Source organism: Streptomyces sp. NPDC051310 (assembly GCF_044455245.1).
Taxonomy (GTDB): domain Bacteria; phylum Actinomycetota; class Actinomycetes; order Streptomycetales; family Streptomycetaceae; genus Streptomyces.
Genome location: NZ_JBITEO010000035.1, coordinates 21,922 through 46,478, shown reverse-complemented (window position 1 = coordinate 46,478; position 24,557 = coordinate 21,922). Strand labels below are relative to the sequence as shown.

Annotated in this window: 22 protein-coding genes; 9 read left to right on the top strand and 13 right to left on the bottom strand. The window is 72.8% G+C overall.

Annotated elements, in window-relative coordinates:
- The first annotated feature begins 28 nt into the window (after positions 1 to 28).
- The 3 genes from ACIA79_RS32500 (at position 29) to ACIA79_RS32490 (ending at position 3,666) form a co-directional block, all read left to right on the top strand.
- Positions 29 to 1,042, top strand: a complete 1,014-nt coding sequence (locus tag ACIA79_RS32500) for a sugar-binding transcriptional regulator (protein WP_399432019.1) — start codon at positions 29 to 31, stop codon at positions 1,040 to 1,042.
- Positions 1,043 to 1,197: 155 nt separating this feature from the next.
- A complete protein-coding gene (locus ACIA79_RS32495) occupies positions 1,198 to 2,640 on the top strand; it encodes a GuaB1 family IMP dehydrogenase-related protein (RefSeq protein WP_399432007.1) in 1,443 nt (480 codons plus the stop codon).
- 177 nt (positions 2,641 to 2,817) lie between these two features.
- Complete coding sequence (locus ACIA79_RS32490) at positions 2,818 to 3,666, top strand: RNA polymerase sigma factor SigF (RefSeq protein ID WP_399432006.1); 849 nt, start codon at positions 2,818 to 2,820, stop codon at positions 3,664 to 3,666.
- Between the two features lie 173 nt (positions 3,667 to 3,839).
- Here the strand turns inward: ACIA79_RS32490 and ACIA79_RS32485 are convergent, their stop codons facing one another.
- From ACIA79_RS32485 to ACIA79_RS32450, 8 genes are all read right to left on the bottom strand, one after another.
- On the bottom strand, positions 3,840 to 4,220 hold the full coding sequence (locus ACIA79_RS32485; RefSeq protein ID WP_399432018.1) for an ATP-binding protein: 381 nt from the start codon (positions 4,218 to 4,220) through the stop codon (positions 3,840 to 3,842).
- 75 nt (positions 4,221 to 4,295) lie between these two features.
- Positions 4,296 to 5,543 carry a PP2C family protein-serine/threonine phosphatase gene (locus tag ACIA79_RS32480; RefSeq protein WP_399432005.1) on the bottom strand — a complete coding sequence of 416 codons (1,248 nt, stop codon included), beginning with the start codon at positions 5,541 to 5,543 and terminating at the stop codon, positions 4,296 to 4,298.
- Complete coding sequence (locus tag ACIA79_RS32475; RefSeq protein WP_399432004.1) at positions 5,540 to 6,541, bottom strand: ATP-binding protein; 1,002 nt, start codon at positions 6,539 to 6,541, stop codon at positions 5,540 to 5,542. The genes ACIA79_RS32480 and ACIA79_RS32475 overlap by 4 nt, the downstream gene beginning before the upstream one ends.
- Positions 6,541 to 7,110 carry an ATP-binding protein gene (locus tag ACIA79_RS32470; RefSeq protein WP_399432003.1) on the bottom strand — a complete coding sequence of 190 codons (570 nt, stop codon included), beginning with the start codon at positions 7,108 to 7,110 and terminating at the stop codon, positions 6,541 to 6,543. Before ACIA79_RS32470 ends, ACIA79_RS32475 begins: the two co-directional genes overlap by 1 nt.
- Positions 7,094 to 7,504, bottom strand: a complete 411-nt coding sequence (locus tag ACIA79_RS32465; protein ID WP_399432002.1) for an STAS domain-containing protein — start codon at positions 7,502 to 7,504, stop codon at positions 7,094 to 7,096. Before ACIA79_RS32465 ends, ACIA79_RS32470 begins: the two co-directional genes overlap by 17 nt.
- Entirely contained in the window at positions 7,501 to 8,400 is a 900-nt protein-coding gene (locus ACIA79_RS32460) for an STAS domain-containing protein (RefSeq protein WP_399432001.1), read from the bottom strand. Before ACIA79_RS32460 ends, ACIA79_RS32465 begins: the two co-directional genes overlap by 4 nt.
- 209 nt (positions 8,401 to 8,609) lie before the next feature.
- Positions 8,610 to 8,846, bottom strand: a complete 237-nt coding sequence (locus ACIA79_RS32455) for a DUF5133 domain-containing protein (protein WP_399432000.1) — start codon at positions 8,844 to 8,846, stop codon at positions 8,610 to 8,612.
- Between the two features lie 101 nt (positions 8,847 to 8,947).
- On the bottom strand, positions 8,948 to 10,012 hold the full coding sequence (locus tag ACIA79_RS32450) for a GDSL-type esterase/lipase family protein (RefSeq protein ID WP_399431999.1): 1,065 nt from the start codon (positions 10,010 to 10,012) through the stop codon (positions 8,948 to 8,950).
- Between the two features lie 294 nt (positions 10,013 to 10,306).
- Between ACIA79_RS32450 and ACIA79_RS32445 the strand changes: the two genes are divergently transcribed.
- Both ACIA79_RS32445 and ACIA79_RS32440 read left to right on the top strand, forming a co-directional pair.
- Positions 10,307 to 11,770 (top strand): amino acid permease, encoded by a 1,464-nt coding sequence (locus ACIA79_RS32445; protein ID WP_399431998.1) that lies wholly within the window; start codon positions 10,307 to 10,309, stop codon positions 11,768 to 11,770.
- 10 nt (positions 11,771 to 11,780) lie between these two features.
- Positions 11,781 to 12,236: an Lrp/AsnC family transcriptional regulator gene (locus ACIA79_RS32440; RefSeq protein WP_073758005.1), complete on the top strand. Its 456-nt coding sequence runs from the start codon at positions 11,781 to 11,783 to the stop codon at positions 12,234 to 12,236.
- A gap of 48 nt (positions 12,237 to 12,284) precedes the next feature.
- Here ACIA79_RS32440 and ACIA79_RS32435 read toward each other — a convergent pair whose 3' ends face one another.
- Positions 12,285 to 12,842, bottom strand: coding sequence for a Repetin (locus ACIA79_RS32435; RefSeq protein ID WP_399431997.1), 558 nt, complete (start codon positions 12,840 to 12,842; stop codon positions 12,285 to 12,287).
- A gap of 312 nt (positions 12,843 to 13,154) precedes the next feature.
- Here ACIA79_RS32435 and ACIA79_RS32430 point away from each other — a divergent pair, with 312 nt between their 5' ends.
- Together ACIA79_RS32430 and ACIA79_RS32425 are read left to right on the top strand one after the other, a co-directional pair.
- Positions 13,155 to 13,943, top strand: coding sequence for a carbon-nitrogen hydrolase family protein (locus ACIA79_RS32430; protein WP_399432017.1), 789 nt, complete (start codon positions 13,155 to 13,157; stop codon positions 13,941 to 13,943).
- A 45-nt stretch (positions 13,944 to 13,988) separates the two neighbouring features.
- Positions 13,989 to 15,683 carry a flavin monoamine oxidase family protein gene (locus tag ACIA79_RS32425; RefSeq protein ID WP_399431996.1) on the top strand — a complete coding sequence of 565 codons (1,695 nt, stop codon included), beginning with the start codon at positions 13,989 to 13,991 and terminating at the stop codon, positions 15,681 to 15,683.
- On the opposite strand, the gene ACIA79_RS32420 is transcribed toward ACIA79_RS32425, so the two are convergent.
- Positions 15,644 to 16,375 carry a DUF5995 family protein gene (locus ACIA79_RS32420; protein WP_399432016.1) on the bottom strand — a complete coding sequence of 244 codons (732 nt, stop codon included), beginning with the start codon at positions 16,373 to 16,375 and terminating at the stop codon, positions 15,644 to 15,646. The two genes, ACIA79_RS32425 and ACIA79_RS32420, sit on opposite strands and share 40 nt — an antisense overlap.
- A 121-nt stretch (positions 16,376 to 16,496) precedes the next feature.
- Here ACIA79_RS32420 and ACIA79_RS32415 point away from each other — a divergent pair, with 121 nt between their 5' ends.
- Positions 16,497 to 17,705 carry a glycoside hydrolase family 6 protein gene (locus tag ACIA79_RS32415; protein WP_399431995.1) on the top strand — a complete coding sequence of 403 codons (1,209 nt, stop codon included), beginning with the start codon at positions 16,497 to 16,499 and terminating at the stop codon, positions 17,703 to 17,705.
- Here ACIA79_RS32415 and ACIA79_RS32410 read toward each other — a convergent pair.
- Complete coding sequence (locus ACIA79_RS32410) at positions 17,684 to 19,099, bottom strand: uracil-xanthine permease family protein (protein WP_399431994.1); 1,416 nt, start codon at positions 19,097 to 19,099, stop codon at positions 17,684 to 17,686. The genes ACIA79_RS32415 and ACIA79_RS32410 overlap by 22 nt on opposite strands.
- A 163-nt stretch (positions 19,100 to 19,262) precedes the next feature.
- Positions 19,263 to 20,474, bottom strand: coding sequence for an MFS transporter (locus tag ACIA79_RS32405; RefSeq protein WP_399431993.1), 1,212 nt, complete (start codon positions 20,472 to 20,474; stop codon positions 19,263 to 19,265).
- Between the two features lie 101 nt (positions 20,475 to 20,575).
- On the opposite strand from ACIA79_RS32405, the gene ACIA79_RS32400 reads away from it, so the two are divergent.
- Positions 20,576 to 21,784: an ROK family transcriptional regulator gene (locus tag ACIA79_RS32400; protein WP_399431992.1), complete on the top strand. Its 1,209-nt coding sequence runs from the start codon at positions 20,576 to 20,578 to the stop codon at positions 21,782 to 21,784.
- Between the two features lie 329 nt (positions 21,785 to 22,113).
- Here ACIA79_RS32400 and ACIA79_RS32395 read toward each other — a convergent pair whose 3' ends face one another.
- Entirely contained in the window at positions 22,114 to 24,468 is a 2,355-nt protein-coding gene (locus tag ACIA79_RS32395; protein WP_399431991.1) for a chitinase C-terminal domain-containing protein, read from the bottom strand.
- Between the last annotated feature and the right edge of the window lie 89 nt (positions 24,469 to 24,557).

The window sequence follows — 24,557 nt, the reverse complement described above, 5'->3', positions numbered from 1 at the left end:
CAGCAGTGAGGAGATCGCGGTGTCTGCAATGTCGGCGGGACGGCCAGCCCTGCGGATGGGACCCGCGGAGCTCGTGCAGGCGGCGGCCATGGCCCGTCGCTTCTACCTCGAGGGCAAGTCCAAGATCCAGATCGCGGAGGAGTTCGGCGTCAGCCGCTTCAAGGTGGCCAGGGTCCTGGAGACCGCCCTCGAGCGCGACCTCGTACGGATCGAGATCCGCGTGCCCGCCGAGCTCGACGCGGAGCGCTCCGACGCGCTGCGCGCCCGCTACGGACTGCGGCACGCGGTCGTCGTCGAGTCCCCGCCGGAGGGCGAGGACGAATCACCCGACCCGGAGAACCTCGGCGAGGTCGCGGCCGACCTGCTCGGCGAGCTCGTGAACGAGGGCGACGTCCTGGGCCTCGCCTGGGGCCGGTCGACCATCCACATGGCGGCCGCCCTGGACCGGCTCCCGCCCTGCACGGTCGTGCAGCTGACCGGCGTGTACGACGCGGGCACCGCCGAGCGCGGCTCCGTGGAGGCCGTCCGGCGCGCCGCCCAGGTCTCCGGCGGCGAGGCGCATCCCATCTACGCCCCGATGCTGCTGCCGGACCCGGCGACCGCCGCCGCGCTGCGCAGCCAGACCGGTATCGCCCGCGCCTTCGAGTACTTCGACAAGGTGACGGTCGCCGCGGTCTCCATCGGCTCCTGGGAGCCCGGCATCTCCACCGTCCACGACATGCTCAGCGACGAGGAGCGCGCCCACTACGCCTCGCTCGGCGTCGCCGCCGAGATGTCCGCCCACCTCTTCGACGCGAGCGGCCGCCGCGTCGGCCGCGACCTCGGCGAGCGGTGCATCACGGTCGAGGCCGACCGGCTGCGCCGCATCCCCGAGGTGGTGGCGATCGCGGGCGGGCAGCGCAAGGCCGCCGCGATCGGCGCCGTCCTGCGCTCCGGGCTGGTCACCAGCCTGGTCACGGACACCTCCGCGGCCGACCACCTGCTCACGGAGTTCACGCCCGGACCGCGACCCGCCCTGGACCGCGCCGACCCCGACGCGTGACCCGTCTTCGGAGGAACGCACCAGGCCGCCCGCCGCGGCCTGGAGCTTCCGCCCGGGGTCCGTACGGCCGGTGCCATGGGACAATGAAGTACGTGCGTTTTCCCCCCGGCTGAAATGCCCGGGGGCCAACTCCGAACGACTGGGATGTTCAGCACGTGCGTTTCCTCAATGACCTGAAGCCGCCGTACGACCTGACGTACGACGATGTGTTCATGGTGCCTAGCCGCTCGGCCGTGGGCTCTCGCCAGGGCGTGGACCTCGCATCGCCCGACGGCACCGGGACCACCATCCCGCTGGTCGTCGCCAACATGACCGCGATCGCCGGCCGCCGGATGGCCGAGACCGTCGCCCGCCGCGGCGGCCTCGTCGTCATCCCGCAGGACATTCCGATCGAGGTCGTCACCGACGTCATCTCCTGGGTCAAGAGCCGTCACCACGTGCTCGACACCCCGATCGTCCTCGACCCGCACCAGACCGTCGCCGACGCGCTGTCGCTGCTGCCCAAGCGGGCGCACAACGCCGGTGTGGTCGTCGACGCCGACCAGCGGCCGGTCGGTGTCGTCACCGACCGGGACCTCACCGGCGTGGACCGCTTCACGCAGCTGTCCGAGGTCATGTCGAAGGACCTGCTGCTGCTCGACGCGGACATCGACCCGCGCGAGGCGTTCAACACGCTCGACCACCACAACCGCCGCTACGCGCCCGCCGTCGACGCCGACGGCCGCCTCGCCGGCATCCTGACCCGCAAGGGCGCCCTGCGCGCCACGCTCTACACCCCGGCGGTCGACGACCGGGGCAGGCTGCGCGTCGCGGCCGCCGTCGGCATCAACGGCGACGTGGCGGGCAAGGCCAAGCAGCTCCTCGACGCGGGCGTCGACACGCTGGTCATCGACACCGCGCACGGCCACCAGGAGTCGATGATCAGCGCGATCCGGACGGTTCGCGGCCTGGACCCGCACGTCCCGATCGTCGCGGGCAACATCGTCGCCGCCGAAGGCGTCCGCGACCTCGTCGAGGCCGGCGCGGACATCATCAAGGTCGGCGTGGGCCCCGGCGCCATGTGCACCACCCGCATGATGACCGGCGTGGGCCGGCCGCAGTTCTCCGCCGTACTGGAATGTGCCGCCGAGGCGAAGAAGTACGGCAAGCACGTCTGGGCCGACGGCGGTGTGCGCCACCCGCGTGACGTCGCCATGGCGCTGGCCGCCGGTGCGTCCAACGTCATGATCGGCTCCTGGTTCGCCGGCACGTACGAGTCCCCGGGCGACCTCCAGCAGGACGCCGACGGCCGCCTCTACAAGGAGTCCTTCGGCATGGCGTCCGCGCGCGCCGTCCGCAACCGTACGAGCGAGGAGTCCGCGTACGACCGGGCCCGCAAGGCGCTGTTCGAGGAGGGCATCTCCCACTCGCGGATGTTCCTCGACCCGACCCGTCCGGGTGTCGAGGACCTGATCGACTCGATCATCGCGGGCGTCCGCTCGTCCTGCACGTACGCCGGTGCGGGCTCCCTGGAGGAGTTCGCCGAGAAGGCCGTCGTCGGCATCCAGAGCGCGGCCGGTTACGCCGAGGGCAAGCCGCTCCACGCCAGCTGGAGCTGACGCGCCGCGCGCCCCGGGCGCGTACCGCACGAGCGGGAGGAGCCGTTCCCCGGCCGGGGGGCGGCTCCTTCGTGCATGCCGGCGTGAAGCGGACGGGTGGTCGGACGTGTGGGCGGAGCAGAGCGGGGTACACGCACCGCGCGGCCGAATACTCGAACACCGAAGGGGAGGGGCACTGTGTCCATCGCGACCACGATCTCGACCGGTACCGCCGACCGAACCGCACTGCCGGACGTAGCCAACCCGGCCGAGGTGGCCCCGAGGGACGCGAAGGAGCTCTCGAAGCAGTTCTTCGAGCGGCTGGCCGTGCTGGAGGAAGGCACGGAGGAGTACCAGTACGTCCGCAACACCCTCATCGAGCTGAACCTCTCCCTGGTCAAGTACGCGGCCACGCGCTTCCGCAGCCGGTCCGACCAGATGGAGGACATCATCCAGGTCGGGACCATCGGGCTGATCAAGGCCATCGACCGGTTCGAGCTGAGCCGCGAAGTGGAGTTCACGACCTTCGCGATGCCGTGCGTCATCGGTGAGATCAAGCGCTTCTTCCGCGACACCAGCTGGTCCGTGCACGTGCCGCGGCGGCTCCAGGAGCTCCGCATCGACCTGGCCCGCGCCACCGACCTGCTCTTCCAGCAGCTGGACCGCTCGCCGACCCCCGCCGAGCTCGCCGCCCACCTGGGCGTCGAGGAGAACGAGGTCATCGAGGGCCTCGTCGCCGCCAACGGGTACTCCGCGGGCTCCCTGGACCTCCCGCTCGACGACTCGGGGGACGCCGGGTCGGAGACCCTGGTGGACCGGCTGGGCGAGCCCGATCACGACCTGGAGATCGTGGAGAACGTCCAGGCGCTCAAGCCGATCATCGAGGAGTTCGAGGAGCGGGACCGGCAGATCCTGCGGATGCGGTTCGTGGAGGAGATGACCCAGGCGCAGATCGGCGCCGAGCTGGGCGTCTCGCAGATGCATGTGTCCCGGCTGCTCGCACGGATCACCGCGAGGCTCCGGGAGGGGCTGCTGGCGGTGGAGTGAGAAAGCGGGCCTGTCCGGCCGCGCTCCCTTCCGGGCGCGGGGTCGCGGACCGTAGGCCGGCCCGTCGACACTCCATCCTTCCTGGCCCGGCCCGTCCAGGGCCCGACCCTTCTTGGACCGACCCTTCTTGGCCCGGCTCTTCCAGGGCTTGGCCCTTCTTGGCCCCGGCCTTTCTAGGCCGCCGCGGCCGGATCCGCCGCGATCGCCGGCCGCGACCACACCGCGCGCACGGTCTTGCCCCGTGCATGACGGCGGACCTCCACCCGGCCCGCCAGCCTCAGCACCATCGGCCAGCCGAAACCGCCCCGGCCCCCGAAGTCCGGCACCCGCGCCTCCGGCAGGCGGGTACTGGAGTCGTCCAGCTCCACGGTGAACTCATCGTCCTCGGCTCGCAGCCGCAGCCGCCACCAGCCTGCGGTGTGCTGCTGCGCGTTCGCCGTCAGTTCCGTCACCACGAGCTGGACGGCTGCCGGATCGGCCCACGGACAGTGTTCCGCCAGGAACCCGGCGGCCACCGAACGGGCCGAGGCGCTGTCGTCGGGCGGTGACTCCATGACATACACGGCAAGCTCCTTTTCACATCACCGCTCGCATACCCGCCCACCGGCGGATAACCGCCCCCGGCGGAGTCAGCCGCCGCTGCGCCGGACGGTGAGGGCGACGGTGTCGTCGGGGTGCAGGATGACCGTGTGCATGTCCGCCGCGATGGCGGCCGGGATCTCCTCTATCGGCAGGTGCCGGTGGCGCCGCGCAGCCGTCGCCAGCCGCTCCTCGCCCTCGCGCGGGTCGCGGCGGCTCTCGGTCAGCCCGTCGGTGTAGAGCACCAGCAGATCGCCCGGGGCCAGCCGCTCGCGCAGCAGCCGCTCGCTGCCGGGCAGCGGGAAGCCGATGCCCCTGCCGCGTACCTCCAGCAGCTCCGTCCGGCCGTCCGCCCGTACCAGCAGGGCCGGCGGGTGGCTGCCGTTGGCCAGCACCAGTCCGCCGCCCACCGGGTCCAGCCGCACCAGCTGCACCGTGGCCATCAGCTCGTGGTCGAAGGTGGCCAGCACCTCGTCCGTCCGCGCCACGATCGACTCGACCGGGTGGCCCTCCAGCGCCAGCGTCCGGACGGCATGCGTCACGTTGAGCGCGCTGCGCGTACTGGTCAGCCCGTGCCCCAGGGCGTCGACCACCGTGATGTGCACCGTGCCGTCGGGCAGGACGAACCAGTCGTACAGGTCTCCGCCGGTCGGGGCGTGCTTCTCCGCCGGCTCGTAGTGGACCGCCATCTCCAGCCCCGGCACCAGCACCGGCGGCGGGCGCAGGGCGTCCTCCAGCTGCCGCAGTATCCGGCCGTGCGCCTGGCGCAGCTGCTCGTCGCGCTCCTCCAGCTGTACGTAGAGGGCGAGCACGCCGCTGTTCGTCTCGGCCAGCTCGTGCTTCAGCCGCTGGTGCTCCGCCGCGAGCGCGTCCAGGCGCTCCACCGCCGCGCCCAGCTCTTCCTCCAGGAGCTCCACCAGCCCCGGCGGGCCGCCGTCGGCGGACGCCCCGGCCGCGGGGGACGGGCTTGGGGGCGCGGGGGAGGGGGCGGGCACCCGCCACACGGCGGCGGGCCCCGGCATCCGCTCCGCCGGCAGGGGCAGCCCCTCCAGTGCCGGCCGGTGCGGCGCGTACGGCATGTGGAGCCGTACCGTCAGCCGGCAGTCCTCCGGCGGGCTCGGCGGCACGGTCTCCAGGAACACGGGCCGGCCGGCCTCCAGCTCGGCGGCCGCCACCCGGGTCGCCGACAGCGCGAGCCGGTAGCGCGTCTCGACACTCAGCCCCGCCCGGTGCGCGAGGCGGCGCAGCGTCGTGCGCAGGCCGGCCAGGGAGTGGTGCGTGGTGGTCTGGCGCTTCATGGCCGGCTCCTCACCGGGCCGAGGGCCAGCACGGTCGCGTCGTCGCGGCTGCGCCGGTGCTCATGCACCAGGCCGGCGGCGAGCAGCGGGGCGGGCAGGGCCGTGAGGAAGGGCGACGGGGAGTGGGTCCAGCGGTCGTCGATGCCGTCGCTGTGCAGCAGCGGGACGACGCCCGGCCCGGCAGGCATCCGCTGCACCCGCGGCTCCGGCATGTTCCAGCCCACGACCCCCGGCTGACCGCCGAAGCGGTACCGCACGCCGTCGAGGCCCAGCAGCACGATCCGCACGTTGCCCACCGACGACAGCTCCATCGTGTCCTCCGTCCGGCGCAGCAGGGCCACCGCGGCTCCCCGGCTGCGCCGCAGCGCCCGGTTCATGGAGCGCAGCAGCTCCGGCAGCGGGCGGGCGGGATCCCGGTGGAAGGTGCGCACCGCGAGATCGGCCGCCTCCGCCGCGGCGGTGCCGTGGCCCAGGCCGTCGACGACCAGGGCCGTGTGGGCGCCGTCGGTGACCGCCACGCCCCAGGAGTCCCCGCACGAGCTCTCCCCGTCGGCGGGGACCCGGACCGCCCCGACGACCGGGTCGCCGGCGGCCGGTGCGTTACCCGGCTCCCCGAGCCGTGCGGACACCAGGGTCCCGGTGCCCGTGCCGGAGCGGAGGGTGAACTCGTCGGCGATCCGCCGTACCGCCCCGAGGCCCGAGCCCAGCGAGCTGCCGGTGGAGAAGCCGTCGGTCAAGCACTGCTCGGGATCGGCCATGCCGGGCCCCCGGTCCGCGGCCAGCACCTCGACGCCCTTGCGCAGCGCCAGCGGCTGCACGTACAGCGAGCCGCTCACGGCGTGCCGGGCGGCGTTGCTGGCGAGCTCGCTGGCGAGCACGGCCGCCCGGTCGGGCAGCGCGCCGCTCAGTCCCTGTTCGACCGCCGTGCGGCGGGCGGCGGACGCCGCGAGCTGGACCGCGCTGTAGTGGTCGACGCGGATGTGGGTGGTGACGGACATCAGCGGTCGTTCCAGCGGGTGGCGACCACGGTGGTCCCCTTCCCGGGGGCACTGCGGACCTGGAACTCGTGCATGAGCCGGCGCGCCCCGCCCAGGCCGTGGCCGAGACCCGTACCCGTGGTGAACCCGTCGGCGAGGGCCTTCTCGATGTCCGGGATGCCGGGGCCGTCGTCCTCGACGGTCAGGCGCAGCCCGCGCCGGCCCGCCCGGGCGACGAGCTCCAGCTCCAGCGTCCCGCCGCCGCCGTGCACATAGGCGTTGCGGGCGAGCTCGCTGGCGGCGGTCACGATGCGCGTCTGGTCGACGAGCCCGAACCCGGCGGCCACCGTCGCGGCGCGCACGGCATGGCGCGCCGTCAGGAGGTCCTCCTCCGAGGCGACGTCGTAACGCGCCGGACCGTCCTGGAGGGAGCCGCGGCCGGGCGGGTCGTCGTCCGGCGCCCCGGCGGCGTGTCCCGGGTGTACCGCGCCGCGGCCGGCATGGCCGTGGCCGTACTGGTCGCCGGCGGTGTGCCCGCGCTGGGCTACGAGTTCCGCGCCCGGCGCCAGCCGTTCACTGCGGAGAGCCACGTCGGACCTCCCCCACGGGATGGGGCAAACGATGCCAGCCGAGGGCCGTCAGGCCCTGTTCCGCGTTGAGGGCGGTCTCGACACCGGTCAGCTGGAGCCCGAGCTCCACGAGGGTGATGGCCACGGCGGGCCGCATCCCGGCCACGATGACCCGCGCGCCCAGCAGGCGGGCCATGGTGGTGAGCTCCATCAGCGTGCGCGCCACGAACGAGTCGATGATGTCCAGCCGGGAGATGTCGATCAGCACCCCGCGGGCGCCGTCGGAGGCGATCCGCTCGGTGAGCTCATCGGTGAACGCCACCGCCGACTGGTCGTCCAGTTCGTTGAGCAGCCCGGTGATCAGCACGTCACCGAGCCGGAGAATGGGTACGCCCGTGGCGCGGGGGGCCGTCACGCCGTCACCGGCCGGGCCGGTCGGTGTCCGGACACGGCGGAGTCGACGCTCGGCTGGTCCGTGAGCTGGATCGCCGCGGCGAGGGCGTCCGCCAGCGTCGCCCGGGTGAGGATGGTCGACAGGTCGATGCCCAGCTGCGCGATGGTCTGGGCGATGGGCGGCCGGATGCCGCTGATGACGCAGTCGGCGCCCATCAGCCGTACGGCGTTGACGGTGTGCATCAGATGCTGCGCCACCGCGGTGTCCACGGCCGGGACGCCGGTGATGTCGATGATGGCGACCTGCGCCTCGTTGGTCTCGATCGCCTGCAGCAGGCTCTCCATCACGACCTGGGTGCGGGTGGTGTCCAGCGTGCCGATCAGCGGCACGGCCAGCACGTGCCGCCACAGCCGTACGACGGGCGTGGAGATCTCCAGGAGCTGGCGGCTCTGCCGCTGGATGATCTCCTCGCGGCCCTCCACGTACGTCTCGAAGGACAGCACGCCGGCGGCGTCCAGCAGCCGGTTGATCACGATGGCGGCGGAGAAGAGCTCGGCCGACTCACGGGTGGTGTGCTGGACGGCGGCGAGCAGGACCTCCTTGAGCGAGAGGACGGCCATCGAGGTGGCGGTCGGCGAGACGCCCGCACGCGCCCGGCGCAGGGAGAGCTCTATCACCGCCTGCCGCAGCTCGTTGCTGGACGAGACGAGCCGCCCCACCGGGGTGTCGCCCGCCAGCGCCGTCGCCAGGGCGGAGATGAGCAGATCGGCCTCTTCGCGGACCTCGTGCTCGCTCATGTCGCTGCTCAGCACCGCCTGTTCCAGCTGGAGCCGGACCCACTGGTCCGCGATCTCCTCCTCGCGTTCCCGCAGGGCCTCGCACAGGCGCTCCCGCGCGCTCGATTCGCTGGTGTTCACAAGAACCTCTCGCATTCGGAAACGGGGCGGGCGGCGTTTCCGGCCGGGAGTGCCGGAAGCCCCGGTGAGGGGTGGCCGCCCGGCCTGCTTCTCATGGTCGACGGCCGCTGGATCGTCATCACCCCGGATCCCCCGGGGGAGACGATCCGGGCGCCCGGCGGGGAGGGGGGCGGCGGCCGGCCGCGTCCCGACGCCCCCTCCCGCCCGCTTCAGCGCGCGGCGGACGCCACCGGCGCCACCGGCGCGTCCTTCCCGTCCGCCGACTCCAGGACCCGCCTGGCCACCCGCAGGGCGTCCCGCACGTCGCGCGTGCCGGTCGACACGCACAAGGTGTAGGCGACGTCCTCGCGTTGACGCAGGACGGACGGACTCGCGGCCGCCGATTCGGCGGCCGACAGCGCCTCGTAACGGGTCACGAGACCGCGCAGGACCGTCGGGTGGGCCATCAGCACGACGCTTTCCTCCTCTGAGCGGGGTGTCACCGGCCGAGGGCGCGTCTACCCGGAGTCCCGACGGTCATTCCCGCGAATTCCGCGAATTCCCGCCGCTACCCGACCGTGTGACGCACACCACTTCCCCGCGCCGCAGCGCGCAGCGGGCGCACGGCCCGCGCGACCGCCGCCGCGATCCGCGCATGGCCTGCGTCGTCCGGGTGGAGCCCGTCCATCAGGTGCTCGGGGCCCAGCACGTCGCGGCCCGGCAGCAGCGACAGCCGCGCGTCCCCGCCGGCCGCCATGTCCCGGACGGCCTCCTCCATCGCCGAGCGCAGCTCCGCCAGCGTCGCGCCCAGGGCATTGGGGGTGGTCTCGGCCTCCGGGCGCAGCACCGGCGAGACCACCAGCAGCGGCGTGCGCGGATGGCCGCGCCGCACGAGCGTGACGAACGCCCGTGTCGTCTCGTACATCAGCGGCGCCGAGAACGGGGTGCCCGACCAGCAGTTGGTGCCGTAGGCGAGGGTGAGCAGGTCGGCCGGGAGGGCCGCGAGCTGCTCGGCCACCGGCAGCTCGCCGCGCGCCGAGCCGGCGTAACCGAGGTTCACCGCGTCCAGGCCGAGCGCCCGCCCGGCCGCAGCGGGCCAGGCGTACGCGGGCCGCGTGGCCCACCAGCCCTCGGTGATCGAATCGCCGTGCACGACCCACCGCGGGCGCCGGGGCGCGGGCACCACGGCGCCGCCGACCGCCCGCAGGCCGAGCAGGACCGGTGCCCGCGTCTCGGGCGGGTGGACCGTGAAGGTCCCGGCCGTCGCCGGCAGCTCCAGCGTGACGACGGCCTCCTCGCCGGGGGAGGCGGGCGCCGTTTCGGGGCACCGTTCGAGCAGGCAGCGGTCGCCCTGCCACAGCGCGAAGCAGTGCGCGAGCTCCCGCAGTGCGTCCGGCCCGTCGGGCGCCGCACCGATGCCCGCCTCATCCGGCGTGGCCCGCCGGTAGCGGATCTCGACGGCCCGGGTCCCCGGCGAGGCGGTGAACTCCAGCCGTACGCCGATCGGCAGCGCCGCCCGCGCGGCGGTGTCCCACGGCAGCCGGTCCAGCGCGCCGGGGTCGGCGCGCACGGCGCGGCCCTCGTCCAGCCACGCCGTCCCGCGCAGGAACGGCACCGGCTCCAGCCAGCTCATCGGGGTCTCCTCCGCTCGGCGAAAGTGCCTGCTCCCGGCCTCAATGTGTCGATTCGTGCGGCAGGGCGCAATGTTTCCCCGTCTGTGCCCCGAGCGCGCAATGATCATTCGTCGATGCGCAACAACGATGCATTACGAGCGCGAAGCGCGACCCTTAGGCTCGTGCCCCGTACCAGGAGTGGCGGCGACCGCCTGCTCGGCGGTTCCCCTTCCCCCGCGGGTGTGACGCAACCCACCCGCGAGCCGCCGCGAGTCGCCGTCGTTCGACCCGCAGCCATGAAGGAGCCGTACGCAGTGCTGGACCAAGGCGCAGCCCCTCCCGCCACCGAGCCCTCCGCGCCGAAGGCGTTCCGGCTCTCCGCCCTCACCCGACGCAAGTCGGTGGAAACGCTGGTCGCAGAGGGTGGGCAGGGCGAGGGCGGCTCGCTCCGCCGCTCCCTGTCCATGTGGCAGCTGACCATGATCAGCATTGGCGCCACGCTCGGCACCGGCATCTTCGTCGTCCTCGGGGACGCCGTTCCGCAGGCCGGACCGGCGGTGACCCTCGCGTTCGTGATCGCCGGTCTCACCGCCCTGTTCTCCGCCCTCTCGTACGCCGAGCTGGCCGGCTCGATACCCGTCGCAGGCTCCTCGTACTCGTACGCGTACGCAACGATGGGTGAACTGATCGCCTGGGTCTGCGGCTGGTGCCTGGTGCTGGAGTACGGCGTTTCGGTCGCCGCCGTGGCGGTCGGCTGGGGCGAGTACCTCAACGAGCTCCTGAACGGCACCATCGGCGTCACCATCCCCGCCGCGCTCTCCTCCGCGCCCGGCGAGGGCGGCATCATCAACCTGCCCGGCCTGATCGTCGTGCTGCTCGCCATGGTCTTCCTGCTCGGCGGCGCCCGTGAGTCCGCGCGGGTCAACACGATCATGGTCGTGGTGAAGATCGCCGCGCTCGTCCTCTTCTGCGCCATCGGCTTCATGGGCTTCAAGTCCGGCAACTACTCCGACTTCATGCCGCTCGGCATGGCGGGCGTCAGTGCCGCCGGCGCCAGCCTCTTCTTCTCGTACATCGGCTTCGACGCCGCCTCCACCGCCGGTGAGGAGGCGAAGAACCCGCAGCGCGACCTGCCGCGCGCGATCATGCTCTCGCTGATCATCGTCACCGCGCTGTACGTGCTGGTCGCCGGTGTCGCCGTGGGCGCGCGGAACTGGAAGGACTTCGAGGGCTCCGAGGCCTCGCTCGCCGGGATCATGAACGACGTCAGCGGCCACGCCTTCTGGGGCACGCTGCTCGCCGCCGGCGCCGTCATCTCCATCGCCAGCGTCGTCCTGACCGTGCTGTACGGCCAGACCCGCGTCCTGTTCGCCATGTCCCGCGACGGGCTGGTGCCCAAGGTCTTCGGCAAGGTCGACCGGAAGACCGGCACCCCGCGCGTCAACACCGTCATCGTCTCGGTCTTCTGCGGCCTGCTCGCTTCCGTGATCCCGCTCGGCAAGCTCGTCGACGCCACCAGCATCGGCACGCTCTTCGCCTTCGCCCTGGTCAACATCGCGGTGATCGTGCTGCGCCGCACCCGCCCGGACATGCCGCGCACCTTCCGGGTTCCGCTCGGCTGGCTCTTCCCGGTGCTGGGCTTCCTGTTCTGCGCGTACAACATGTTCAGCCTCGACTCCGTCACCTGGGTCGTCTTCGGTGTCTGGATGGCCGTGGGGCTCGTGTTCTACTTCGTGTACGGCATGCGCCGCTCCAGACTGGCCACCGCAGAGAAGTGACCCACCCCCAGTGCGACTGAACGATCTCGACGAACGTATCGTCCACGCCCTCGCCGAGGACGCCCGCCGGTCCTACGCCGACATCGGCTCGCTCGTCGGTCTGTCCGCGCCCGCCGTCAAGCGGCGCGTGGACCGGCTGCGGGCCGAGGGAGCCATCACCGGCTTCACGGTCCGGGTCGACCCGGCGGCGCTCGGCTGGGAGACCGAGGGCTTCATCGAGATCTACGCACGCGGCAACACCTCGCCCGAGACCATCCAGCGTGGTCTGGAGCGCTACCCGGAGGTCGCGTCGGCGTCCACCGTCACGGGGGACGCGGACGCGATCGTCCAGGTCTTCGCCTCCGACATGCGCCACTTCGAGCGCGTGCTGGAGCGCATCGCCGGGGAACCGTTCGTGGAGCGCACCAAGTCGGTGCTGGTGCTCTCACCGCTCCTGCGGCGCTTCTCGTCCGGCTCCCCGGCCTAGGCACGACGGGGCGGCGCGAGGGCCGGGTGCCCTGCCCGGACGAGAGCCCTAGCCAGCTTCCGGGTACTGCGGCTGCCACGGCAGCACGCGGAAGTCACCCGTGCCGCTGCGCACCTTCTCGAACGGCGCCGCGCTCATGCACTTCGGCAGCTTCTTGGTCTCCTCCGGCTCCGAGCCGATCCAGCTGTAGCCCAGCCGGTCGCGCTTGCCGTCGTCATGGACCGACACCCCCACCCGCTTGCCCTTGAACGGGGTGTCGGTGTCGGTGACGACGCCGGTCACGACCGCCACCTTGCCTCCCGTCACCAGGCAGTCGACCCGGGCCTCCGCCCAGCCGGACGTACCGTCCGGGTAGACGTGCCGGAAGCCGAACGTGCCGGTCGCGGCCTCCGGGTCCATGGTGTCCGCGGCCGCCAGATGGGCGTCGAAGGTGAAGGTGATGTCGTCCCCCGCAGGCCGGTACAGCTTCGCCGTGCCGGTCAGGGCGGCCGCCTCCCGCTGGCCACCGGCCCCCCGGGCCTCCGGCGAGGCGGCGGCCGAGCCGGCGGCCCCCGCCGTCAGCAGCAGGGCGGCGCTCAGCGCGGCGATCTTCGTACGACGGTGCATGGCGGTGTTCCCTTCCGCAGGTGACCGGCCAGGTGACCGGGTGTCCACCACTGTTCCGCGCAGGCCCCTGCCACCACATCGCGCCATGGTCGCGGCCGCCCTCCGCCACGCGGCGGAGGCACCCGTACGACCCCCGTGGCACCGCCGTGCAACGAATCGCCGCCGAGGGTGCCCTTTGCGCAACGGATCACTCGCCGGTCCGCAACGCTCACGCCTTGTCCGGGAAGAACACCGGACCGTACCGTTTTGAACGTCTTCGCGACGCCTTCCCCTCCCCGTCACGCACCCGACAGAGGTCTGCCGATGCCGCCGCTGCGCACCGCCCTGCTCCAGAGCTCCGGACAGCCCGGTGACGTCGCCGCCAACCTCAAGGTCCTCGACCAGGCCGCCGCCCGCGCCGCCGCCACCGGCGCCGCTCTGCTCGTCGCCCCCGAGATGTTCCTGACCGGGTACGCGATCGGCGAGGACGTCGCCCGGCTGGCCGAGCCCGCCGACGGCGACTCGGCCGACGCCGTCGCCGACATCGCCGAGCGCCACGGGCTGGCCGTCGCGTACGGCTACCCGGAGCGCGACGGCGAGGCCGTGTACAACTCCGCGCAGCTGATCGGACCGGACGGCACGCGGCTCCTGAGCTACCGCAAGACGCACCTCTACGGCGGATTCGAGACCGCGTCGTTCACGCCCGGCGACCAGCCGGTCGTCCAGGCCGAGCTCGGCGGACTGCGGGTCGGCCTCATGATCTGCTACGACGTGGAGTTCCCCGAGAACGTCCGGGCGCACGCCCTGGCCGGCACCGAGCTCCTCCTCGTGCCCACCGCGCTGATGCACCCCGCCGAGGTCGTCGCCGAGTCCGTCGTACCGGTGCGCGCCTTCGAGAACCAGATGTACATCGCGTACGCCAACCGGACCGGGCAGGAGGGCGAGTTCGAGTTCGTCGGCCTGTCCGCCCTCGCCGGCCCCGACGGCACCGCCCGCGCCCGCGCCGGCCGCGCCGAGGAACTGGTCACCGGCGACGCCGACCCGGAGCTGCTGCGCGCCTCGCGCGAGGCCAACCCGTACCTGCGCGACCGCCGCCCCGGCCTCTACTCCTCCCTGATCTGAGCTTCCCCCTCCTCACCAGCTTTCCCCGCAAGGAGTCCGTACCCCATGACGTCCACGGTGCCCACCGCCGTCCAGCACACCGACGCGCAGCCGCCGATCACCATGTTCGGACCGGACTTCCCGTACGCGTACGACGACTACCTGGCCCACCCGGCCGGGCTCGGCCAGATACCCGCGACCGAGCACGGCACCGAGGTCGCCGTCATCGGCGGCGGGCTCTCCGGCATCGTCGCCGCGTACGAGCTGATGAAGATGGGCCTCAAGCCCGTCGTCTACGAGGCCGACCAGATCGGCGGCCGGCTGCGCACCGTCGGCTTCGAGGGCACCGGCACCGAGGGGCTGACCGCCGAGATGGGCGCCATGCGCTTCCCGCCCTCCTCGACCGCCCTGCAGCACTACATCGACCTCGTGGGCCTGGAGACCCGGCCGTTCCCGAACCCGCTGGCCGAGGCCACCCCGTCGACCGTCGTCGACCTCAAGGGCGAGTCGCACTACGCGGAGACCATCGACGACCTGCCGCAGGTCTACCGCGACGTCGCCAAGGCGTGGAACGACTGCCTGGAGGAGGGCGCGGACTTCTCCGACATGAACCGCGCCATGCGCGAGCGCGACGTCCCGCGCATCCGGGAGATCTGGGCCAAGCTCGTCGAGAAGCTCGACAACCAGACCTTCTACGGCTTCCTGTGCGACTCCGAGGCGTTCAAGTCCTTCCGCCACCGCGAGATCTTCGGCCAGGTCGGCTTCGGCACCGGCGGCTGGGACACCGACTTCCCCAACTCCATCCTGGAGATCCTCCGCGTCGTCTACACCGAGGCCGACGACCACCACCGCGGCATCGTCGGCGGCTCCCAGCAGCTGCCGCTGCGGCTGTGGGAGCGCGAGCCGGAGAAGATCGTCCACTGGCCGTACGGCACGTCGCTGAAGTCGCTGCACGACGGTGACCCCAAGCCCGCCGTCACGCGCCTGCACCGCACCGCCGGCAACCGCATCACGGTCACGGACGCCAACGGCGACATCCGCACCTACCAGGCGGCGATCTTCACCGCCCAGTCCTGGATGCTGCTGTCCAAGATCGCCTGCGACGACTCGCTGTTCCCCATCGACCACTGGACGGCGATGGAGCGCACCCACTACATGGAGTCCTCCAAGCTGTTCGTTCCCGTCGACCGGCCGTTCTGGCTGGACAAGGACGAGGAGACCGGCCGGGACGTCATGTCGATGACGCTCACCGACCGCATGACCCGCGGTACGTACCTCCTGGACGACGGCCCGGACAAGCCGGCCGTCATCTGCCTGTCGTACACCTGGTGCGACGACAGCCTGAAGTGGCTGCCGCTGTCCGCGCAGGAGCGCATGGAGGTCATGCTCAAGTCGCTCGGCGAGATCTACCCGAAGGTCGACATCCGCAAGCACATCATCGGCAACCCGGTGACCGTGTCCTGGGAGAACGAGCCCTACTTCATGGGCGCGTTCAAGGCGAACCTGCCCGGCCACTACCGCTACCAGCGCCGGCTGTTCACCCACTTCATGCAGGACCGGCTGCCCGAGGACAAGCGCGGCATCTTCCTCGCGGGCGACGACATCTCCTGGACGGCCGGCTGGGCCGAGGGCGCCGTGCAGACCGCGCTGAACGCCGTGTGGGGCGTCATGCACCACTTCGGCGGCGGGACGGACGCGTCGAACCCCGGCCCGGGCGACGTCTACGACGAGATCGCGCCGGTCGAGCTCCCGGAGGACTGAGCCGCCAGCGGGGTGAGCAGCATCCGGCCGACCAGGCCGACGGAGCGGTCGAGGCGTTCGGTGAACTCCTCGGCCAGCTCCGGCAGCCGCCGCAGGCGGGACAGCTGCCACAGGGTCCGGGCCGCGAGCCACGCTCCGTCCCGGGCCCGCTCCAGGCTCCAGCAGCCCAGCAGATGCGTCAGCGGGTCGGCGATCTCCAGCAGATCGGGGCCCGGCATCAGCTCTTCGCGGATGCGCTCCTCCAGCACCGCGAGGACATCACCCACCTGGTCGAAGTCCTTCTCCAGGTCGGGCGGTTCGCAGCCGAGCGTACGGCAGGTGTCCACCACGGCCAGCGCCAGATCGTGCCCGATGTGCGCATTGATGCCGGCCAGCGCGAACTGCAGCGGCCGCAGGCCCGGATGGCGCCGCGCCTGGAACAGCGGCCGCCAGCACGCCGGCGGCACACCGCCCGCGCACGCGGTGTCCACGGCCGTCAGATAGCGCTCGGCGAACAGCACGTCCAGCGTGGCGGCGGCCCGCCGGTCCCCGAACGCGCCCGCGCCGATCCGCCGGTCGATCTCCTCCGTGACCGCCAGGTAGACGCGGTTGAAGACCGCCACGCCGTCCGCCGGCGGCCACAGCGAGCGGAACGCGCGCATCCGTGCCACGACCGGACCGACCGACGAGGTGCGGGCGGTGACCTGCTCCATCTGCCCCATGGGGGCAGCCTCCCAGTCGGTACCCTGACACAGGTGTCATCGCGCCGGGCTTCCCCGAAACGGGGGAACGCGCCCGGGGACCGGCGGGGCACCGTGGGGGAGGGGGACCGGAGTGTCGGGCGTGCGCGCACAGCGCCGGGCCGAGCGGCGCAGGCGGATCGAACGGCGCCGGACCGCGCGCCGCCACACGATGGCGGCGCTGGCGTCGGCGGTGGTCGCCGCGGGCACGGTCAGCGGGCTGTTCACCGCGACCGGGGGCGAGCGGCACCACACGGCCCGGGCTCCGGAGGTCCTCACCAGCGCGGTACCCGTACCGCTGCCCGCCCGGCCCACCGCGACCGCGCCGTCACCCCCCTCCTCCCCGCCGCCCGCCGAGGCCTCCGCCTCCGCGAGTCCGCCGGCCCGGCCCTCCCCGCGTCCCGCGCCGAAGGCGAAGCCGGCCCCGGCCTCCCGCGCCGTACCGTCGGAGCTCTACCGCCACCCGCGGTCGCGGGTGCTGGACTGGGTGCGCGCCCACCGCGACGACCCGCGGCGCCCGCTCATCGAGGCGCGGATCGCCGCGCAGCCGGCCGCCGTCTGGTTCGCCGAGTACGACCCCGGGACCATCACCGGCAGGGTCCGCGCGGTGACCTCCGGCGCGGCCGCGGCGGGCCGGACACCCGTCCTCGTGCCGTACGCGATCCCGGGCCGGGACTGCGGAGGAGCCTCGCAGGGCGGCGCGCCCGACCTCGCCGCGTACGACGCCTGGGTGGAGAGGTTCGCGGCCGGGCTCGGCGACGGGCCGGTGGTCGTGGTCCTGGAACCCGACGCGATCGCGCTCGCGGACTGCCTGTCGGAGGATCGGCGGGCGGCGCGGTACGCCGCGCTGGGCCGGGCCGGCCGGACCCTCAAGGCCGCCAACCCACGGGCCAGGGTGTACTTCGACGCGGGCCACTCCGGCTGGCACCCCGCCGGGAGGATGGCCGCCGCCCTGCGCGAGGCGGGGGCGGCGACCAGCGGCGACGGCATCTTCACCAACGTCTCGAACTTCCACCGCACCGCCGACGAGGTGGCCTACGCCCGGCGCGTCCTCGCGGAACTGGGCGGACCGCCGCATCTCGGCGCGGTGATCGACACGAGCCGCAACGGCAACGGTGCGCCCCCGCCCGGCGAGTGGTGCGACCCGGCCGAGCGCGCGCTGGGCCGCCCGCCGACCACCTCGACGGGCGAGCCCCGGATCGACGCCTACCTGTGGGTCAAGCTGCCGGGGGAGTCGGACGGCTGCAGGGGCGCGGCCGGCACGTTCACCCCGGAGTACGCCTACGACCTGGCGACCGGCTGACCGTCGTCGTCGCGGCCGCCGTTGCCGTCGTCGTACGCGCTGGTGCCGGCGTCCAGCAGGGGCTGCTGCTCCTTGAGGTGGGCCGGGGCGAAGGCGCGCAGGACGTGGTAGCCGGTGATGACCACGATCGTGCCGAGGGCGATGCCGCCCAGCTCGAAGTTGTCGGAGATCTTCAGGCTGACGCCGCCGACGCCGATGATGATGCCCGCGGCGGCCGGGACCAGGTTCAGCGGGTTGCGCAGGTCGACGCCGGAGTTGATCCAGATCTGCGCACCGAGCAGGCCGATCATGCCGTACAGGATGACGGTGATCCCGCCGAGCACGCCGCCGGGGATGGCGGCGACGACCGCACCGAACTTGGGGCACAGCCCGAAGAGGAGCGCGAAGCCGGCCGCGGTCCAGTAGGCGGCGGTCGAGTAGACGCGGGTGGCGGCCATGACGCCGATGTTCTCGGAGTAGGTGGTGTTCGGGGGGCCGCCCACGGCGGTGGAGAGGATCGAGGCGGCGCCGTCGGCCGCGATGGCGGTGCCCAGCTTGTCGTCGAGCGGCTCACCGGTCATCTCGCCCACGGCCTTGACGTGTCCGGCGTTCTCGGCCACCAGCGCGATGACGACCGGGAGGGCGACGAGGATCGCGGACCACTCGAAGGCCGGGGCGTGGAACGACGGCAGGCCGATCCAGTCCGCCCGGGCCACGCCGGACAGGTCCAGCCGCCAGTGGTCCACGGCCTCGGGGCCGCCCAGCGGGCTGTGGATCTTGCCGAGGGCGAGGTCGGACAACCAGGAGACGGCGTAGCCGAAGACCAGCCCCAGGAAGATCGCCACGCGGGACCAGAAGCCGCGCAGGCAGACCACGGCCAGGCCGGTGAACAGCATCACCAGCAGGGCGGTCCACTGGTCCTGCGGCCAGTACGTCGACGCCGTCACCGGCGCCAGATTGAACCCGATGAGCATGACCACGGCGCCGGTCACGACCGGCGGCATCGCGGCGTGGATGATCCGGGCGCCGAACCGCCGCACCGCCAGGCCCGCGAGGAACAGCACGACGCCGACCGCCAGCACCGCGCCGGTGACCGTGGCGCTGTCGCCGCCGGAGGCGCGGATGGTGGCGGCCACACCGACGAAGGAGAGCGAGCAGCCGAGGTAGCTGGGTACCGCGCCCCGGGTGGCGAGGAGGAAGATCACCGTCGCCACGCCCGACATCATGATGGCGAGGTTGGGGTCGAGCCCCATCAGCACGGGCGCGACGAACGACGCCCCGAACATGGCCACCACGTGCTGTGCGCCGAGTCCGACGGTACGGGGCCACGAGAGCCGTTCGTCGGGGCGGACGACGGCTCCGGGAGCGGGTGTCCGTCCGTCGCCGTGCAGGGTCCAGCGCACGCCGAGGTTCATGGGGGATGGCTCCAGTTCTCCGGTTCGGGCGGCCGCGTCGTGGGGCCGGATCCCGGCCGGGGCGCGGCCGAAAAAGACCAGCGGCCATGGTAGACGGCCGCGCCGGGCCCGCTCTCACATGGCCCGGAGGGCTCGCTTCCCGCGCCCGGTGGGGCGTCCGGGCTCAGCCGCGGGTCTTCTCGCCGAGTGGCGTCCTCGACGGGGTGCGCGGGGTCCGGTCACCCGTGCGCAGCACGCCCGCCCCGAGCACCAGGCCGAACGCCAGGAGCATCACCAGGCCGAACGACACCGTCAGGGACGTCGCATCGGCCACACCGCCGATTGCCGAGGGGGCGATGAGCCCCGAGGTGTACGTGATGGTCGCGACACCCGCGATGGCCTGGCTGGGATTGGGGCCGCTGCGTCCGGCCGCGGCGAAGGCGAGGGGGACGACGACGGCGACGCCGAGCCCGATGAGCCCGAAGCCCGCCATCGCGGCCACCGGGTGGGCGGCGAGTACGACCAGGACGCCGCCCGCGGTCGCGGCGAGGCCCCCGACCCGCACCGTGCGCACCGCGCCGAACCGGTCGACGACCCTGTCGCCGACCAGCCGGGCCACCGTCATCGTCAGCGCGAACGCGGTGGTCGAGGCGGCCGCGAGCCCCGCCGACGTGCCGAGCTCGTCCTTCAGGTAGACCGCCGACCAGTCGAGGCTCGCGCCCTCCGCGAAGACCCCGCAGAAGCCGATCGCGCCGATCACGAGGGCCGACTTGGGCGGCAGTGCGAAGCGCGGCGGAGGTTCCTCGTCCGGTGCGCTGCGCAGGTCCAGGACGCCCTGGCAGAAAAAGAGGCCGAGGGCGGTGAGGACCACGGCCGCGACGAGGTGGTGCAGCCGGGCGTCGCCGCCGAGGTGCGCGGCCAGCGTCCCGGAGGCGGAGCCGATCAGCGCACCCGCGCTCCACATGCCGTGCAGGCTCGACATGATCGACCTGTCGAGCCGGTTCTCGACCTCGACGCCCAGGGCGTTCATCGCCACGTCGGACATGCCCGCGGTGGCGCCGTAGACGAAGAGGGCGCCGCACAGCGCGTACACGTCCGGTGCGAGCGAGGGCAGGGCCAGCGACAGGGTCCACAGCGCGAGCAGTCCGCGCAGGGCGGTGCGCGCGCCGAAGCGGTGGCTGACCGCGCCCGCCAGCGGCATCGCCACCGAGGCGCCGATCGCGGGGAAGGCGAGGGCGAGGCCCAGCAGGCCGGGACTGACCCCGGCGTGCTCCTGGATCCAGGGGATCCGGGTGGCGAAGCTGCCGGTGACGGCCCCGTGCACACAGAACACGGCCGCGACCGCGAACCGTGCCCGCCGCAGCCTCTCCTTGCCGAACTCCCTGTCCCGTGCCACAGGCCCCTCCCGGATCCGTCCGTCCTTCCCAGTGCCGGGTAAATTATCAGGAAGCCTGCCTGATAGTAAGTTGATATGACGAGTTCTGAGAGGATCACGTCATGCCCGCATCGCCCAGCACCGCCCGGGCCATCAACGACCGCCTCGCCCTGCGGCTCCTCCAGGACGAAGGACCGTTGACGGCAGGTCAGCTGAAGGAGCTGACAGGACTGTCCCGTCCCACGGTCGCCGATCTGGTCGAGCGGCTCCAGGGCTCCGGGCTGATCCAGGTCGTCGGCGAGACGGGCGCGGACCGGCGCGGCCCCAACGCCCGGCTGTACGGCATCGTCGCCGACCGGGCCCACCTCGCCGCGCTCGACGTCCGCACGAGCAGCGTCTCCGTCGTCGTGACCGATCTGCTGGGCGTCCCGCTCGCCGAGGCGTCCCTCCCCATGCGGGCCGACGACCCGGCCACCGATACCTGCGTGACCGCCGCCGCAACGGAGCCGGCGGTGGAGCGCGCGGCGGCCCTGCTGGAGCGCACCGCCCGCCGGGCCGGCGCGACCCGGCTGCACAGCGTGGGCATCGGGGCGCCCGGACTGATCGACCCCGTCACCGGGGAGCTGCGCGACTCGGCGAAGCTGCCCGCGTGGCACCGGCGGCTGGTGCCGGTCCTGCAGCAGCGGCTGCCCGCCACCACCGTCCACATCGAGAACGAGACCAACGTCGCCGCCGTCGCCGAGCGGCGCGAAGGGGCCGCCCGCGACCGGGACACCTTCGTCCTGCTGTGGCTCGGACACGGCGTGGGCGCGGCGGTCGTGCTCGACGGCCGACCCCGGCGGGGCGCGTCCGGTGGCGCCGGCGAGATCGGCTTCCTGCCGGTGCCGGGAACCGGGACGCTGCCCTCGGCCACCGGCTGCGAGGGCGGCTTCCACGCGCTGGCCGGTTCGGCGGCGATCCTCGCCCTGGCGGGGGAGTACGGCCTGGCGGCGGGCGACGGCCCCGGCCACGAGCCGCCGGGCGCGGTCGTGGTCCGCGCGGCCCTCGCCGCGGGCGCCGGATCCTTCCTGGACGCGCTCGCCGAGCGCGTCGCCCTGGGCGTGGCGGCCGTGACCGCGGTCCTGGACCCGGGCTGCGTGGTCCTCGGCGGCGAGATCGGCCACGCGGGCGGGCCTGCGCTGGCGGCCCGCGTCGAGGCCCGGCTGACCGCCCTCTCCCCCCTGCGCACCGAGGTCCGCGCGAGCACCCTGGGCGGTGCGGCCGTCCTGCGCGGAGCGCTCCTGACGGTGCGCGACAAGGCCCAGGACGAACTGTTCGCCCCCACGCGCTGACGCGACGGCGGCGCAGCCGGCCCGCCACCGCCACCGCGGCCGGCCCGCCACCGCCACCGCGGCCGGGAGCTGCCCGGATCGCCGCGGAGCCGGGATGCCGGCCCGCCACCGCCACCGCGGCCGGGACCTGCCCGGCCCGCTCCGGAGCACCGACTGCCGCGCCACCGCCCCGGTGCCATGCGTGATCGCCCCGCCGGGGGATCCCGGACGAGGCGATGGCCTCGGGAGCGGGCGTCACGCGCCCTGCGGGGCGCAGGGGCACAGGACGCCGAGAAGCCCGGCGGTGGCAAGGGCCGTCCTCCACCGCCGGGCTCCGTCCCGTCACCGGGTCAGCAGGCGCCGAGGTCCTGCCAGACACCCCATTGGCCGGTGGTGCCGGGCTCCTCGCCCTTGGTCCACCACTTCGCCTTCCAGGTGCGGGACTTGTGGGACACCGTGGTGCCGGAGCCGTACTCGGTGGCCGAGCTCCAGGCGGGCGCGGTGCACGCCCCCGGTGTCGGCGTGGGCGTCGGGTTCGGGCCGGTCGGGTCCGGCGACGGTGTGGAGCCGGACCCCGGCTCGGTCACCGTGGTACCCCGCGCCAGGTCACCGGCGAGCGCGTACGTGGTGCCGCTGATGTTCACGGTCCAGTTCCACGGCGTCGACACCGGCAGGTAGTAGTTGAAGGACAGGTCCACCGACGCGCCGGGCGCCAGTGTCTGCCACGCCGGGAGCTTCAGCGAGACCCGGTGGAAGTCGCCCTTCAGGCCGCCCACGTTGGTGCCGGTGTGGTCGCTGCTGATCACCTTGGTACCGAAGCCGGACTGGTCGGAGGCGTTGCCCGGCGCCGCGGTCGCGTAGTCGAACTGGAACTCCGTACCGCCCGGCAGCGTCGTCCTCGTGTTGTTGGTGATCCTCAGCTTCGGCGTGATCGGGTAGTTGGAGTCACCGAGCTTGAACTCGCCGAATTCGACGCCGATGTCCACCGCCTTCGCCGGCAGCGCCTTGTTCGAGACCTTCGCGCCGTACGGCGTGGCCGCCTTGAACTTGTCGTACATCAGCGAGGTCAGCGTCGAGCCGGGCTCGTACTGGCCCTTCGCCGCGTTCCAGCCGTAGTCGCCGGCCAGCTCCCACACCATCGTGCCGCCGATGCCCTTGTCGACCACGTAGTCGGCCTTGCGGGCCACCGACTGCTCGTCCTCGGTCGACAGGAAGACCTTCTTCTCCGCGTTCCACAGCCACGGCGCGACCAGCGTGGAGTCGTACTTGCGGGCGTAGGTGCCGGTCAGCCTCGTGTCCGCGCCGAAGCCGTACTTCGGCAGGTAGTCGCCGAGGACGCCCTTCTCCAGGTTCTTGGCGTGCCACATGGGGTTGGAGCCGGCCGGGGACTCCTTGCCGTTGTCGTCCTTGTCGTGCCACAGGTTGTCGATGCCGACGGCACCGTCACCGCACTTGGTCAGGCCCGACCCGGCCGGGCAGGCGGTCGTGGCCGCCCTGCCCCACAGGCCGTCCGTGCCGCCCTGCACGTTCTTGAAGCCGCGTGTGTAGTACGGCAGGCCGATGTTGATGCGGCCGGCCGGCATGGAGCCGCGGAAGTAGTGGTACGCCCAGTCGGTGTTGAGGTACCCGATGCCGCCGTACTGCTGTGCGCCGTAGACACCCGCCGCCGCCAGCTCCGCGTCCCTGCCGTCGTCGAAGAGGGAGGCGTTCGGGCCCACGTACTCGTTCCAGGCGCCGTGCAGGTCGTAGGACATGATGTTGACGTAGTCCAGGTACTTCTGGACCTGGAAGGTCTCCATGCCGCGCAGCAGGTAGCCGGAGGAGGGGGCCGCGACGGTCAGCAGGTAGTGCCGGCCGTCGGCCGTGCCCGCCCGGTCGAGCTTCTCGCGCAGCGTCTTCATCAGTGCCGCGTAGCCCTTGACGAGCCCCGCGCGGCGGGCGTTGGAGACGGAGTGGTCGAGCGGGTTGCCCGCGTCCTTCATCGAGGTCGGGTACTCGTAGTCGATGTCGACACCGTTGAAGCCGTACTTCTTGACGAAGGCGACCGCCGAGTCGGCGAAGGTGTCGATCCCCGCCTGGTTGACCGAGCCGTCCGCGTTGGTGGCCATCGAGTAGAAGCCGCCGGATCCGACGCGCTTGCCGCTGTCGTCGAAGTACCCGCCGGTCTCGGCCCAACCGCCCACCGAGATCAGCGTCTTGACGTCCGGGTGCTGCTTCTTGAACTTGTTCAGCAGGTTGAAGTGCCCCTTGTACGCGTACGAGGGATCCATCTCGGCGCCCGCGACACCGGGCCAGGTCATGCCGGTCGCGGCGTTGGCCGGACCGTCCGTGCCGACCGACAGCCGGTTCGCCGCGTCGATGTGGCCGAAGGCGTAATTGATGTGGGTGACCTTGCCCCAGGGGATGTCCGAGGCCAGATAGGCGGGCGTGCCGTCCTTGCCCGTGCGCCAGCCGGTGAAGTAGCCGATGACGCGGCGCTGGTGGTCCGCGCCCATCTTCTCGCGGCCCTCGGCGTCGTACACGGAGCAGTACGGGACGTCGACTCCGGCCGTCTTGTACAGGCCGTCGGGGCGACAGGATGCGTGATCGGTGGCGGCGTGCGAGACGCCGCCGGAGAGTGAGCCGAAGAGCAGCCCGGCGACGGCGGCACCGGTCGCGAGCAGCGTGGCTCTCGCGCGGGTTGCCGCGCGGGTGGGGGAGAGCACGGTCGGTTCCTCCTGGGGAGGTGAGGACACACAACTGACAAGGGGGATGGGTCGAGTTGAGGCCCTGGCGTGCGCACACCGGCGGGCCG